The organism is Paraburkholderia sp. (genome assembly GCF_036488795.1).
In the GTDB taxonomy this organism is placed as follows: Bacteria; Pseudomonadota; Gammaproteobacteria; order Burkholderiales; family Burkholderiaceae; genus Paraburkholderia.
The window spans coordinates 63,449-76,960 of sequence record NZ_DASXHA010000050.1 but is presented as its reverse complement, the minus strand read 5'-3'; the positions used below and the strand labels follow the sequence as shown (position 1 = coordinate 76,960).

Sequence of the window (13,512 nt, the reverse complement as noted above, 5' to 3'; positions counted from 1 at the left end):
AGTTGATTCAGCGTATTTCGGGTTTCTTCACGCAGGTGGTGCATCGCGTCCTGCCGGATCCCCTTATCTTTGCAATTTTCCTCACCATCGCCACCTTCCTGCTGGCCTTCGGCCTGACACCGAAGGCACCGGCCGAGCTCGTGACGTTCTGGGGTGCCGGCTTCTGGAACCTGCTGGCCTTTTCGATGCAGATGGCCATGATTCTCGTGACCGGTCACGCGCTGGCCAGTTCCGGACCGGTCAAGCGTTTGCTGGTGGCGCTGGCGAGTTCGGCGCGCACGCCGGCGCAGGGCGTCATGCTGGTGGCGTTTTGCGGCGCGGTGGCCTGTGCGATCAACTGGGGTTTCGGCCTCGTGCTGGGTGCGATGCTGGCGCGCGAAGTGGCGCGCCGCGTGAAGGGCACCGACTACCGGCTGCTGGTGGCGAGCGCGTATATGGGCTTTCTGACGTGGCACGGCGGCCTGTCCGGCTCGGTGCCGCTCGTCGCCGCCACCAAGGGCAATCCAATGGAGAAGACCATTGGCCTGATTCCCGTGTCGCATACCATCTTCACCGGCTATAACGCGTTCATCACCTTTGGCCTGATCGTGCTGCTGCCGATTCTCGCGCGCCTGATGATGCCCAGGCCCGAAGACGTGGTTGCCGTGGATCCGGCCTTGCTCGAGGAACCGCCTTCAGTCGAACGCATCTTGCCGCCCAACGCGACGCTTGCTGAGCGACTCGAAGAAAGCCGCGTGCTGGCGATCCTGGTTGCGCTGGTGTGCGCGATCTTTCTGGTGGTGCGTACGGTGCAAAAGGGCTTCGTGCTCGACGTCGACACGGTCAATCTGGTGTTCCTTGCCGCCGGCATGGTGCTGCACAAGACGCCGATGGCCTACGCACGCGCCGTGGGCGTGGCGGCGAAGGGCGCCTCCGGCATCATGATCCAGTTCCCGTTTTACGCCGGCATTCAGGCGCTGATGGATCACTCGGGACTGGCCGGCGTGATCACCAAATGGTTCGTCGATATCGCCAACGTACACACCTTCCCGCTGCTCGCCTTCCTGAGCTCGGCGGTGATCAACTTCGCGGTGCCGAGCGGCGGCGGCCACTGGGTGGTGCAGGGGCCGTTCGTGATGCCGGCGGCGCAGGCGCTGCACGCCGACCTGGGCAAATCGGCCATGGCGATTGCTTACGGCGAAGCCTGGACCAATATGGCGCAGCCGTTCTGGGCGCTGCCCGCGCTTGCGATTGCAGGGCTCGGTGTGCGCGACATCATGGGCTATTGCGTGACGGCGCTGCTGTTCTCGGGCGTGGTGTTCGTCGCCGGGCTGTATCTGTTCTGACGGCTGGTGGTTTGCCGAGCATGCGTGAAGCGCGAGTAGCGACTGTGATCAAAGAGGCGCAATCCATGAATACCGACGAACCCGTCAGGCCGCCGGTCCCGCCGGTTCGTCGGAGCGTGCTCGTCTGGGATGCGCCGACGCGGCTGTTTCACTGGCTAGTGGTCGCGCTCGTGACGGCGGCCTACGTGACCTTGAAGCTGAACTGGATCGACTGGCATGTGCGAGTGGGCGAAGCGCTGCTCGCGCTGCTGATCTTTCGGCTGTTGTGGGGCTGTTTCGGCAGCGAGACTGCGCGCTTTCGCCGCTTTCTCGCCTCACCCGCGGCGGCGCTCGGGCATCTGCGCCATCTGTTTCGTCGCGACGACGATACGCAGGTCGGCCACAACGCGGCCGGCGGCTGGATGGTCATGCTGCTGCTCGCGTTGCTGCTGATCGAGACGCTGAGCGGTCTTTACCTCAACAACGACATTGCAGACGAGGGACCGCTGAGCGAATGGGTGCCCGCGTGGCTCGCCAACGCCATCGCGTCCGTGCATGCGCTGGGGTGGGACGTGCTGCTCGCTGCCGTCGTCGTACACGTGCTGGTGATCGCACTGTACGCGGTGGTGAAGGGGCACAACCTGGTGCGCCCCATGCTGACCGGCTACAAGCCATTACCGCCATCCGTCGCCGTGCCGCAGCAGAGGCCAACGTGGTTGGCGCTGGTTCTGCTCGCGGTCGGCGCGGCTGTCGTGACCCTGCTCGCGACGTATCTTTAGGCTGATTACCGGTCGTTTGCAGGGTCGTCTTCTGGGGGGCTTTTAGCCCTTGGGCGGCACCACCTGACCGCGGATCTCGCCGCCCGGATTGGTCTTGGTGTGCACGTTGATGTACATCTGGCCCGCCTCGAACATTTGCGCATCCTCCGGCGACAGAGTGGCCTGCCCGTTGAGCGGACTGGTCATGGACATGGTGCCTTTCTGCGAAATCCACACCTTCACACCGGCATTCTTGCCGGCAGGCGCAGGACCATGGAAATGGGCCATGGTGGCTTCGCTCGACAGGCCGCTGAACGTAATGGCCCACGTGACGACATGCGTGCTGGCATCGTAGGTGAGGTTGGCCGTGCCGTTGCCTTGGGTCTGCACCGGCGGCACCTGCTGGTCGCCTGTGAGCGGCACGGTAAACGAAACGGGCGCCGCCTCGGCGAAGGTCATGGCGCCGGCGAGGGTGAGACCGGCTAGAAGCGTGAAAGCGCGGCGAGAGATCGAATGGGTCATTTGCTGTTCTCCTGTTTGGTTTTTACCTTGCTGTAGCAGGGTAGATTGCTTGCGTTCCCGTATGCTTCGAGGCCCGCTTCTTACGAAAAGCAAACGATGCGGCGCAGGCGCTGCTGGCAGTTAAAGGTGAGACAAGGATAGACGCAACCAGATGACAACTCTAGTGCAGACGGCGCAGCAGCGGGCCGGTCCGCTCAGCTCGTAACATGGGTCGCTACTATCGCACGCGAGGCTGGCCGGGTTTCGGGCATGAACACCGCGAAGAACAGAAGGGCGAGCACGCTGATGGCGGTCAAGGTCAGAAATGCCGCAGTAAAGCCAAACTTCTCGACGACATAGCCGCCTGTCACGTTGCTCGACGCTGCGCCAATTCCAACCGCCAGCGCCATGAGTGCCTGTGCGAAATTGAAACGCCCGGTGCCGCGCATCAGATCAGAGGCGATGACCACGGCGATCACGCCGAAAATGCCGGCAGCCACGCCATCGAGCAGTTGAATGACAACCACGGCATAGGGGCTGTCTGTCATCGAAAAGAGAATGCCTCGGACCGGCAGCACGGCTAGCGCGACCATAAAGATTTTCTTTCGTCCGACACCTTTGCGCATCGCGTGGCCGACCGTGGCGGCGACAGCGACCATCACCAGTTGTGCCGAAATGACGCACGCACTCAGCGCGACGACGGCCATCCCGGGGTGAAGCCTGGCGACGACCTGGCCGGCGAGCGGCAACATCGCCGCATTGCCGAAGTGAAAGAGGGCGACCGCGATCAGGAACACCTTGAGGTCGCGCTTTTTCCACAGTTGCGCGAACGGCATGGGGCTGCGATGTCCCACGGCATCGGCGGCGCTTTCGAATCCCCGAGCCAGTTCGTGGTCAATCTCCTTTGGCTTGATGAGCAGAACCACGAGCGCGCTCGCGACCGCGAAGCCGCAGATCAGATAGAACAGCCAGATGACCCCGACATATTGCCCCAGGCCGCCAGCCAGAAGAGCGGCTGCGAAGTTGCCCGCATGATTGAATCCCTCATTGCGGCTGATCCGGGCGGGCAGCAAGCGGTGCCCTACCACGCCGAGGCTCAGTGCCGCGAGACATGGCGGAATGATGGCAGAGGCCGCGCCGAGGCCGAGTTGTGCTGCGAACACGGTTGGCAGCGTTGGCAAAAATGCGATCAGAAGGCATCCGGTGGCCACCAGCAAGCCGGATATCGTGATGAGCAGACGCTTCGCACGGACCGCATCGACCAGCAGCCCCGCGGGAATCTGGCAGATCGCCGCTGCGACCCCGCTCGCCGCCATGACGAGTCCGATGTTGCCCGAACCCCAATGTTGCGTGCCTTTGAGGTAGACGGACAGGAACGGGCCAAGGCCGTCTCGCACGTCTGCCATCAGGAAGTTGAGCCCGTCGAGGCCACGCAAGCTGAGTGATGACGGTGACCGGGGTGCATCGTCGCGGGCTCGCGATTGTTCTGGATACGGACTCGGCATGTTTTCCCTTGCGATCCGGGCTACCTGGCAGCCGCGACTGGACCGGCGCCGCAACGGCGCAGGCATTCTGGGTCAAGCCCATCCATGGATGCGTGGCTCCGGTGAAACATGAATTGGTTGGGGAGGGCGTTGTGCAGCCAGGTGACGTCGTCGGGCGCCTTGGCGAGTGGCGCAGCAGATTTCATTCCATCCGCAGCTCAAAGCCGGATTTTCTGTATCGACGAGGTTTCTGAAGGCGTGGACCAGAGCTTTTCCGACAGTGCTGACGGGTGGCTGGAAGGCTTTGCCCCATGGCAAAACGCGTCAGCGCGCGGCGCTCACTTTGGCCTAATTGTCCGCGCCTAGTATCGCTTTCATGGGTCGAGTGACCCCAACCCGCATCGAAGCTCGATGTCTCGCAGGAGAGTCGCCATGAACACGTTTTTCCGTTCCACACTGCTTGCCGCTGTATTCGTTTTGCCCACCGTGGCGTTCGCGCAACCGATCGCTCACGTCGATGAGAACCAGACTGAGATGATCGCGTACGAGGCTGTCGGTGGGGATTCCGCACAGAAGCCACTCCACATCGATTCGATCGGTGACCACGCTGACGCGCACCCAGGCACCGTTTCCGACTCCGCATTCAATCCCGCCGCTGACGTGGGCCTGAAGTCGATTTACGTCCGTCATTGACACGTGAGCCGCGATGAGCCGTCGCCAATGACGCGGCGTCGGCCGGTTTCGGCAAGCGGATCAACTCTGGCGGGACTGCTGGCATCAATTGATGTGCAGGCAAGGCGTAGCTTCAGGCGAACCGCTGAGCCCGGTAGATCGCTTGCCGGCAGAACTCGCTTCGTGACGATGGTGAATGCGGCGAGCTGCAACGGTTCGACTTGGCGAGCATGCGGACGAGCAGTGCTGGACTGGGATCGTGACGAAGACCCGATTCTATTATTTGACATAATATAAATTAGCGAGCTTTTTGATGTTAGAGCTTTTTAGAAATGTCCGGTTCTGGCTCATTAGAAATGTCCGCTTTTCGGGCCATCGTCGACTGACCGGTGGCCGGTTATCCGCCACCGGAGGCTGCGATGGCTGCAACGAAACGGATCGCGCCGACGAGCCGTGATGAGATTGCCACGCGCCGCTCAAACGTCTCGTGAGGCCAACCGTGTCCCGTGAGATCTGCTAGGACCTGGGCGATGCCTCGGCTTTCGCCGCGGAGATGCGAGGCTCAGGCTGCGTGTGAAGACTGGCTTTGCCGGCGGATGCCGTGTGAATACCCGGGTTTTGTGTTGGCGCCTGATGGCCGGGTTGAACGGCGTGACGCGACGGATTGTTCAAGGCCAGAGGATGTTTCTGTTCTGGATGACCGTGGGCGAGCGTCGCGCGAGTATGCAATAGCTGCACGCGTCCGGAGTTTTCGCGCTGCGGGCCATGTTCGCGGACGGCGTAGCGCGTCGTCGGATGTCCGGGCCGCGGCGCGCCGACCGAGCGCAGATTATCGCGGCGACGAAACACTTCGCGGCGGCGGTCGCCGTGGCCGTAGAAATGCCGATACCGTCGACCATCCTGACCGGTCACCCAGATGTACGTGCTGCCCGCGACGAACACGACGTCGCTATTAGCGGCGCCGGAGATATACACATCATTGGGGTCCGGGAGTACCCGTTCGACGACAACCGGCCGGGTGGCAACAGCCGGGCGAGCGGCCGAAGCGACGGGCACTGTCGCAGCGCCCCGTGTGGATTGCGTAACGGGTTGGACGGGGACCTGCCTTTGCCCTCCTGTTGTGCACCCGGACAGCCAGAGTGCAGCCATGATTGCCGCGAGGGGTGAAGCCAACCTCGTATTGTTCAACTAGTGCTCCGGGTTTCGACTTGAGTGTTGTGACGGGTTATCGGCTGATTGAAAGGAATCTTTAGTCGCGAACACGGCGGCGCCGAGAATTCGTCATGTCAGTTCACGGCGACCAGGAAGCGAAATCGCCGGCCGCGCGATCGCGATGAGCGCCCTCGCCCATTCGGTCGGTGCCGGCTGCATCACACAAAACGCGTAGAAACGTCTCGATGAGTCGTGCGTTGAAGAGGTCAAGCGCGGGAATGGCCGGTCACCGGATCCGACGCGCGACGTTGTGACGGAATCGAGCCTTCGCGCACGTCCTGCCTGATAGGGCGATTCAATTTGCATCGCGGTCTTCATCGTCCTGTAATGCAATCTATGTTTGCGCGCCGCCCGCATCTATTGATGATGTCGAGTTCGTCGCAACCCGACACGAAGGAGTGGTCAGACAGCCGCGATCTCCAACAAGAATTCAAAGTGAGGTCCTCGTGAGACAAGTTCCAACAATATTGACCGCCGGCCTGACTGCCGCCCTGCTCTCCATTGCGGCTCACGGCACCGACATTGCGGGCGCCGGTAGCACCTTCGCCGCTCCCATCTACGACAAATGGGCTGACGCTTACCAGAAGTCCGGCGGCGGCAAGGTGAGCTACCAGGCCGTCGGTTCGACGGATGGCCTCAAGCAGATCGTCGCCAGAGAGGTCGACTTCGCGGGTTCCGACGCCCCGCTCACCGCCGAAGAGCTCACCAAAGATGGTTTGCTCCAGTTCCCGACCGTGGTCGGCGGCGTCGTGCCGGTGGTGAATATTCCGGACATCAAGCCGGGAGAATTGACGCTCTCCGGTCCGGTTCTCGGCGACATCTATCTGGGCAAAATCATCAACTGGAATGCGTCTGCCATTGCAGCACTCAATCCGAAACTGAAACTGCCCGACATGCCGATTGCCGTGGTCCGCCGTCTGGATGGATCCGGCACGACGCTCATCTGGACGCACTATCTTGCGCAGATGAATCCCGAGTGGAAAAGCAAGGTTGGCGAAGGAACCAGCGTGCGCTGGCCGCGCGGCATTGGCGGCAGAGGAAACGTCGGGATGGCCACCTACGTGCAACACGTGCCCGGTGCCATAGGCTACGTTGCATGGGACTTCACCAAGCAGAACCGTATGTCGTACACGGCCCTGAAAAACTCGACGGGCGCGGCGGTCGAACCGGGACCCGCCACATTCAAGGCGGCCGCCGCAAGCGCCGACTGGTCGAAGTCGCTTTATCAATTCCTCACCAATGAACCGGGTCAGGACGCATGGCCTCTGATCGGCGCTACGTTCCTGTTGCTGCACGCTACCCACGACAAGCCTGAGCAGAGCGATGCCACGCTGAAGTTTTTCGACTGGGTATTCGCCAACGGCGGCCAGGCTGCCGAAGCCCTCGACTACATCCCCTTGCCCGAAGCAGTACTCACCGAAGTCCGCACGCAATTGCGCAGCCACTTCAAGGACGTTTCGGGGAAGGCCGTCGCGGGTCAATGAACCGATAGCCCGGCACGGGGTTTCTCCATACCAGATCCGGACTTGGCGACGCGACTGTTCACGCGCACCTGCATCCCCGGTTTGTCCCTTACTGTCATTAATCTGACATCGGGCAGGTCTACGTTCAATTCACCCTTCCCCCACGCTTTCCCAAGGGGTACTCATGAGACTCGCACTCACGCTGGCTGCCGGACTCGCGGCGGCGCTCGTCACCGTCGCGGCACACCCTGCCGACATCACCGGTGCCGGCAGCACCTTCGCAGCGCCCATCTACACCAGGTGGGCCGACGCGTACCAGAAGAGCGGCGGCGGCCGGGTGAACTACCAGGGTATCGGCTCGTCTGGCGGCATCAAGCAGATCATTGCAAAGACCGTGGATTTTGCGGGGTCCGACGCGCCGCTCAAGGACGACGAACTGGCGAAAGACGCCCTGTTCCAGTTCCCGACGGTCGTTGGAGGCGTGGTGCCGGTCGTCAATCTTCCTGGTATCAAGCCTGGAGATCTGACGCTCTCGGGTCAGGTCCTCGGCGACATTTATCTGGGTAAGCTCAAGAAGTGGAATGACCCGGCCATCACCGCGCTCAATCCGAAACTCAAGCTGCCGGACACCGACATTGCCACCGTCCGGCGCGCGGACGGGTCAGGCACGAGTTTCATCTGGACGCACTACCTCGCGCAGGTCAATCCCGAATGGAAGAGCAAGGTTGGCGAAGGCACGACGGTGAGTTGGCCAACCGGCGTGGGCGGCAAAGGCAACGATGGCGTGGCGGCCTTCGTGCAGCGCCTGCCGGGCGCCATCGGGTATGTCGAATGGGCATATACGAAGCAAAACCATATGACCTATGCGGCCATGAAGAATGCGTCCGGTGCCGTGGTGCAGCCCAGTCCCGAAACATTCAAGGCGGCCGCGGAGGGAGCCGACTGGAAAACGTCCTTCTATCAGATCCTGACCAACGAGCCGGGCAAGGATGCGTGGCCCATTGTCGGCGCGACGTTCGTGTTGCTGCATACGACGCAGGACAAGCCTGACCACGGCAAGGAAACCTTGAAATTCTTCGACTGGGCATTTAAAAACGGCGGTCCGGCCGCGCAAAACCTGGACTACATTTCATTGCCGGACTCCGTAGTCAGCGAAATCCGCTCGCAATGGCAGACCAAGGTGAAGGACGCCGCGGGCAAGCCGGTCGCCGGTCCGTGAGCCGGCGGACCTTAGCTGCCGGACACATGACGTTCCAGCTGGTCGCGCGGTACATGCCGGACGTCGGTGCCCTTGACGACATAGACGACGCACTCGGCTATATGGGTCGCATGATCGCCGATGTGCTCGACGGCCTTCGCGATCACCAGGTAGTCGAGCCCGATCGAGATGGTCTTCGGGTCCGCCATCAGGTGCGTGACAAGCTTGAGCATGAAGGCGCGAAACTCGTTGTCGATGACCTCGTCGTCGGTGACGATTTTCGCGGCGCCAACATGATCCATCCGCGCAAATGCATCCAGCGCCCTGCGCAAGATGGTCAAGGCCATTTCGCAGGAAGCCCTGATTTCGGTGATGTCGATGCTGCGGCTGGCGTTGTCGAGCGCAATGCGGCGAGTTCGCTTCGCAATCTTGCGAGCCTCGTCGCCCACCCGCTCGAGGTTGGTGACGCACTTCGAGACGGCCATCAAGAATCGCAGATCGCGAGCCGTGGGCTGGCGTCGAACGATGATGTTGCACACGTCTTCGTCGATGGCAATCTCCATCGCATTGAGCCGACGTTCACCGTCGAGAACCTGCTCGACAAGCGTCATATCGAACGTGTTCAGGACTTCAACCGCGAGCGCAATCTGTGCTTCCACCAGTCCGCCCATTTCGAGCAACCTGGTGGATAGCAGGTTGAGGTCAGCGTCAAAACTGCTTGAAAGGTGTTTGTCCGGCATGTCCATTCCTCGACTTCCTGATGCTCGACGCGTTTATCCTCATCCCTACCCTGACAAACGATATAAACAGTATATCCCGTTATAGGGTGCTTTCCAGAATGGATTGAGGTTGTCGCGAAGTGGCTGCGATCCGACCGGTTGCGTCGGATAGACAGGAAGAAGCCGCACCGCGCACGCGCGGGCGTTCAGCGGAATCGAAACAATGAAGGCCGCCGCGACGAAACCGAAAATCTCGGGTCACTTGTCCGGCAAGACAACGGCCGGCACCGTCTGCGGCTTGCTGGTTTTGCCCGGTTTGAGCGGGCTGCTCGTGCGGCTCACACCAGTACGGCGACGCCCCCGTTCAATGGAGTTCCCGGCAATGCCCTGGTCCCGGCCCTGTTTACTACCTTTTTACTTGCCCGGCGCTTTGAAGAGCCCCTAACATCTGACGAGTTTTACGCCTCGTGCGAAGCAAGTAAAAGTCCGGCTCGCTGTCGTAAACCAGGCAAGTGACGCATCTGCACAATTCGGATGCCGAATTATTTTTATCAACGCAAGACAATCTTTTTCGATCCCAAGATGGTGTCGTCGCAGTTAGTCAGTACAGAAGACGTGTCAAGGCGTAAAACGGCCACCAGCGAGGCCGTTCAACGACTCCACGTGCAGACCGACAGTCGTGTCTTTGCGGATATGGCTGACCAGGAAGACAATCCCTGCCTGTCGTGCGGCGCGTGTTGCCAGCACTTTCGCGTGTCGATGTATATGGGCGAAATGGCGAGTTCACCCGGCGGTACCGTGCCGGATGAACTCGTCAGCGCCGTCAATCCGTTCATCGTTTGCATGAAGGGAACGGAAATGGGCCACGGCCGCTGCGTTGCTTTGCGCGGGGTCGTGGGCAAACCCGGCATCCGCTGCGAGATATACCCGCTTCGTCCTACGCCATGCCGTGAATATCGGGTGTGGCGCGAGGACGGGACACCGAACCCCGATTGTCAGCGTTTGCGAAAAAATATCGGGCTCGCTCCGTTGCAGCGTCATGCCGCGCTCGCGTCGTCGACGAGCGCGGTGGCGCCCACACCCAAGGCGCCGCCGCTCCCACCTGACGGGCCTTACATCCCCGAAGCAGTCTGAATGGCGAGGCTCGGGCAATAGTGCGTGGCGCTCAGATAAGCCGCTTGCTGTGACCGGTTTCCTGCGGCACTCGAGGTGGGCGGATCGATAAAGACGGAGGCGTTATTCGATCCCGCAGGCGCAGTAAAGGTCATCGTCACTTTCCACCAGTTGCCCGCTCGCACCGCGCTCAGCGAACTCGCTTGCCCCGCGCCCCAGGTGCCCCTCACGACCTGCCCTGTATTGGTGTTGACGACCCAGCCGAATTCCGTGCCGCTCGAATCGTCAGTCTGGATGGACCCGCCGGGAAAGACCGTTGCGTTGGTCGTGGCCAAAACGTAGTCCGTAAAGCTATAGGTCTGGCCGCCCTGAACGCGGATGATCTCGCGGATATTCGCAACTGAAGAGCCGTTCGTGCCGATCACCGTCGCCGCATGCTGGCTGTTGCCTGTGATGTCGGTGGCAGGCACAGCGGTGCCGCCATTTTGTTGGCTCCATGCGTCCGGCATGGCGAGACTCAGCGGCGAATTGACCAGATTGTCTGCAGAGCAGGCGGCCGCGGTCTTGTTGGCAGGCGGCCCGTAGAAACTCGCAATGCTGGACTGGATCGCGTTGTCCGTCACGTCGGAGGTCGCTTTGGTGATGACCGCGCCTTCGAAGAACTGAACCGGCGCAGCGCTACCGTCGCCCCCTTCACCCAGCGAAAGGCCCCCTTGCCATTGACCGTTGAAGGCGTGACCCGCATCGCCGCCAAAGTTAAGGGCTTCTGGCGGAGCCTGATCAAACAGTGCGGTGAGCACGTTTTGCGAAGCGGAACCGCCTTTGACGACGAAAATATTCGATGCATTCACCGGCGAATACTTGGACAGCACCGTCACGAACTTTTCATTTTTAGGCTGCTGCGGGCCGTACAGATAGACCCCGGCCTCGGCGTCGACACCCGGCCAGTTGATATCCAGGCCGTTACATACGGGATCTTTCGCGTTGGGTGGCTGGTTCGAATCACCATCGCAATAGCCGAACACCGCCGCGTTGCCGTTCGAGAACGCCAGCGCAAACATTTCGCCCTCGACTTCGCCATGAACATAGGTGCTGGGGTTGGCGCTGCTCTCCATATTGCCGTAGGTGCCGCAACAGGTGGACGACTGGTCATAGTGGGCGCCTGCCACCATGTATTCGGCGATATCGGTATCGCCGATCGACTGGTTCACCGTGCCGAATCTGTTGCGATAAGCCTGCCCCGCCAACGTATTCAACGCCGGAATCTGTGCGCCATCGAGCGGGACAAAACCCAGCTTTGCCGACGTGCCCGGCAGCGCCGGCAAATCGTTGCCGATGGATATCTGCTGCGTGGGCGACTGCGCGGTCAGCGCGGTGGGCGGTTGCGACAACTGTACGATCAGTGTCCCGCCCGTGCCGGGGAGCGTGATCGTCGCAAAGCCATTGATGACCGGTACGGTCGTGGTCTTGTTCGATCCTGAAGCGCTACTGGTGAAACTCAGTGACTCCGTGCCGTCCGGATTGAGCGTGAGCACGGCGGGCACGTTGCCAAACGCGCCGGCCTTCAGCGCCGCAACCGAGTCGATCTGATCGTAAATGTAAGAGACCGAACACGAGGTATTGTTGCAGAACGCGTTTGCGCTTTTAACGTTGGTCGAGCCGATCTGCTGCCGATCGGCGCCGTTCGGCAAGGTGCTCGACGTGTAGGCATAGATATCCTGCTTTGCATTGTCAGAGGCTCTTTGAAGCTGGAAAAGCGGGCCTCGATAATTCCGCGTCAGCAGGCGTGTCACGCTGTGAGCCGCGGAGCATGGTGTGTTGGCCGATGCGGCGGCGTCGCAAGGTAAGGCGAGCGCACCCGCCGCTACCGTTTCCGCACTGCTATCCGACTGGGCAGTGTTTGCTTGCGAGGCGGGTGACGCACTCAGATTCGCCACGCCTTGTGCTGCAGATGTGCCGGCGCTATCGCCATTGCACGCAGCGAGTGCAACAGTGGCCGCCAGTAAAACAGAAAGCAATCCCACTCCTCTGGACATCATGACCTCCTCCTATCGAACCACCCTTTGGGTTAGACCTGGTAAGCTTAGTTATGCAAACTGATTTACACAGAATCGTCACTGATCAAGCAGATAGTGTGCGGAACCGTTACTCGTTAGCGGCGCTTGAGAGAATGTTGTGCCGCATGACGCGACTCGCCGCGCAGAGGGAGCATGATGCCAGCAGAGTGCTGGCGCCCTCGTCTATTAGTAATATTAGGCAATATTATCGCCGTAGCGCGCCAGGATAATCCCCTAGCTGCAGTGCCGCAATTCAAATGATTCGCCCCTTTGCTGTCATTTAAGCAATCGGCATAGTTGGGCGTCTACCAATATTATTGCTAATAAAAAGCTTTCATTGTTGAATGGTTCAGTATCGCTTCAACTGTTCGGGCCCGCTCGCGGGGTGCTATCGTGTTCCATGCGCTGCGCGGGTCTTTTCGGCTCATACGCCGGAGGATGTCGTGTGCGGCCGTGCTAGCGGATGCTGCCGAACTCAACCACGCCGGGAGAGGAAGATGAGCAAGCTGACTGCCACCATGAAGCATGAATTCCTGGAGATGTTGCCGCCGACGATATTTTTCTTCGTTATCCTGCACATCGTCGCGATCATCCGTTCGCTGATGACGCACGGCACCGGCATCACCCTGCCGACCTCGGCGTCCGTCACCATCGCCGCGCTGGTGCTCGGCAAATCGGTGCTGCTTGCCAATCTGCTGCCCTTCGTCAATCGCTTTCCTGAGAAGCCGCTGATCTGGAATGCCGGCTGGAGGACGCTGATCTACACGGTGGTGGCCCTGTTCGTGCACTACCTGGAGCATCTCTATGATTACTGGAAGGAAGCGCCCAACCTGCTCGCCGCGAATCATCAGCTGTTCGCCGAGCTCAACTGGGCGCATTTCTGGGCTATCCAGATCCTGCTGGTCACGCTGATCGCCAACTATTGCATGGTCGCGGAACTGGCCCGCGTGATAGGAAGGGACCGGCTCAAAAGGATGTTCTTTGGTCCCTCGGGCGCGCAGCCGACCAAAAGTGTCGCGGGCTAGAAGGAA

At 60.8% G+C, this 13,512-nt stretch carries 12 protein-coding genes; 7 read left to right on the top strand and 5 right to left on the bottom strand.

Going from position 1 to position 13,512, the window contains the following annotated elements:
- Window positions 1-2 precede the first annotated feature (2 nt).
- Both VGH41_RS06270 and VGH41_RS06265 read left to right on the top strand, forming a co-directional pair.
- Window positions 3-1,325 (top strand): TIGR00366 family protein, encoded by a 1,323-nt coding sequence (locus VGH41_RS06270; RefSeq protein ID WP_331596484.1) that lies wholly within the window; start codon window positions 3-5, stop codon window positions 1,323-1,325.
- A 65-nt stretch (window positions 1,326-1,390) separates the two neighbouring features.
- Entirely contained in the window at window positions 1,391-2,083 is a 693-nt protein-coding gene (locus tag VGH41_RS06265) for a cytochrome b/b6 domain-containing protein (RefSeq protein WP_331596483.1), read from the top strand.
- Between the two features lie 42 nt (window positions 2,084-2,125).
- On the opposite strand, the gene VGH41_RS06260 is transcribed toward VGH41_RS06265, so the two are convergent.
- Together VGH41_RS06260 and VGH41_RS06255 are read right to left on the bottom strand one after the other, a co-directional pair.
- Window positions 2,126-2,584, bottom strand: a complete 459-nt coding sequence (locus tag VGH41_RS06260) for a CHRD domain-containing protein (RefSeq protein WP_331596482.1) — start codon at window positions 2,582-2,584, stop codon at window positions 2,126-2,128.
- Between the two features lie 194 nt (window positions 2,585-2,778).
- Window positions 2,779-4,134, bottom strand: coding sequence for an MFS transporter (locus tag VGH41_RS06255; protein WP_331596481.1), 1,356 nt, complete (start codon window positions 4,132-4,134; stop codon window positions 2,779-2,781).
- A gap of 345 nt (window positions 4,135-4,479) precedes the next feature.
- On the opposite strand from VGH41_RS06255, the gene VGH41_RS06250 reads away from it, so the two are divergent.
- Window positions 4,480-4,740, top strand: a complete 261-nt coding sequence (locus VGH41_RS06250; protein WP_331596480.1) for a hypothetical protein — start codon at window positions 4,480-4,482, stop codon at window positions 4,738-4,740.
- A 495-nt stretch (window positions 4,741-5,235) separates the two neighbouring features.
- On the opposite strand, the gene VGH41_RS06245 is transcribed toward VGH41_RS06250, so the two are convergent.
- Window positions 5,236-5,775 carry a hypothetical protein gene (locus tag VGH41_RS06245; RefSeq protein WP_331596479.1) on the bottom strand — a complete coding sequence of 180 codons (540 nt, stop codon included), beginning with the start codon at window positions 5,773-5,775 and terminating at the stop codon, window positions 5,236-5,238.
- A gap of 602 nt (window positions 5,776-6,377) precedes the next feature.
- On the opposite strand from VGH41_RS06245, the gene pstS (VGH41_RS06240) reads away from it, so the two are divergent.
- Window positions 6,378-7,415, top strand: coding sequence for a phosphate ABC transporter substrate-binding protein PstS (pstS, locus tag VGH41_RS06240; protein ID WP_331596478.1), 1,038 nt, complete (start codon window positions 6,378-6,380; stop codon window positions 7,413-7,415).
- A 163-nt stretch (window positions 7,416-7,578) separates the two neighbouring features.
- Window positions 7,579-8,613: a phosphate ABC transporter substrate-binding protein PstS gene (gene pstS, locus VGH41_RS06235; protein ID WP_331596477.1), complete on the top strand. Its 1,035-nt coding sequence runs from the start codon at window positions 7,579-7,581 to the stop codon at window positions 8,611-8,613.
- 11 nt (window positions 8,614-8,624) lie between these two features.
- On the opposite strand, the gene phoU is transcribed toward pstS (VGH41_RS06235), so the two are convergent.
- Window positions 8,625-9,332: a phosphate signaling complex protein PhoU gene (gene phoU, locus VGH41_RS06230; RefSeq protein ID WP_331596476.1), complete on the bottom strand. Its 708-nt coding sequence runs from the start codon at window positions 9,330-9,332 to the stop codon at window positions 8,625-8,627.
- Window positions 9,333-10,004: 672 nt separating this feature from the next.
- On the opposite strand from phoU, the gene VGH41_RS06225 reads away from it, so the two are divergent.
- Window positions 10,005-10,445 carry a YkgJ family cysteine cluster protein gene (locus VGH41_RS06225; RefSeq protein ID WP_331596510.1) on the top strand — a complete coding sequence of 147 codons (441 nt, stop codon included), beginning with the start codon at window positions 10,005-10,007 and terminating at the stop codon, window positions 10,443-10,445.
- Here the strand turns inward: VGH41_RS06225 and VGH41_RS06220 are convergent.
- Window positions 10,424-12,463, bottom strand: a complete 2,040-nt coding sequence (locus VGH41_RS06220) for an arabinofuranosidase catalytic domain-containing protein (protein WP_331596475.1) — start codon at window positions 12,461-12,463, stop codon at window positions 10,424-10,426. The two genes, VGH41_RS06225 and VGH41_RS06220, sit on opposite strands and share 22 nt — an antisense overlap.
- A gap of 515 nt (window positions 12,464-12,978) precedes the next feature.
- Between VGH41_RS06220 and VGH41_RS06215 the strand changes: the two genes are divergently transcribed.
- Window positions 12,979-13,506 carry a hypothetical protein gene (locus VGH41_RS06215; protein WP_331596474.1) on the top strand — a complete coding sequence of 176 codons (528 nt, stop codon included), beginning with the start codon at window positions 12,979-12,981 and terminating at the stop codon, window positions 13,504-13,506.
- The last annotated feature ends 6 nt before the right edge of the window (window positions 13,507-13,512 follow it).

Bases quoted from the DNA above. Each gene is read 5' to 3' on its own strand.
- VGH41_RS06265 (WP_331596483.1), top strand. From the start codon at position 1,391: ATGAATACCGACGAACCCGTCAGGCCGCCGGTCCCGCCGGTTCGTCGG.
- VGH41_RS06260 (WP_331596482.1), bottom strand. From the start codon at position 2,584: ATGACCCATTCGATCTCTCGCCGCGCTTTCACGCTTCTAGCCGGTCTC.
- VGH41_RS06255 (WP_331596481.1), bottom strand. From the start codon at position 4,134: ATGCCTGCGCCGTTGCGGCGCCGGTCCAGTCGCGGCTGCCAGGTAGCC.
- VGH41_RS06250 (WP_331596480.1), top strand. From the start codon at position 4,480: ATGAACACGTTTTTCCGTTCCACACTGCTTGCCGCTGTATTCGTTTTG.
- pstS (WP_331596477.1), top strand. From the start codon at position 7,579: ATGAGACTCGCACTCACGCTGGCTGCCGGACTCGCGGCGGCGCTCGTC.
- phoU (WP_331596476.1), bottom strand. From the start codon at position 9,332: ATGCCGGACAAACACCTTTCAAGCAGTTTTGACGCTGACCTCAACCTG.
- VGH41_RS06225 (WP_331596510.1), top strand. From the start codon at position 10,005: ATGGCTGACCAGGAAGACAATCCCTGCCTGTCGTGCGGCGCGTGTTGC.
- VGH41_RS06220 (WP_331596475.1), bottom strand. From the start codon at position 12,463: ATGATGTCCAGAGGAGTGGGATTGCTTTCTGTTTTACTGGCGGCCACT.
- VGH41_RS06215 (WP_331596474.1), top strand. From the start codon at position 12,979: ATGAGCAAGCTGACTGCCACCATGAAGCATGAATTCCTGGAGATGTTG.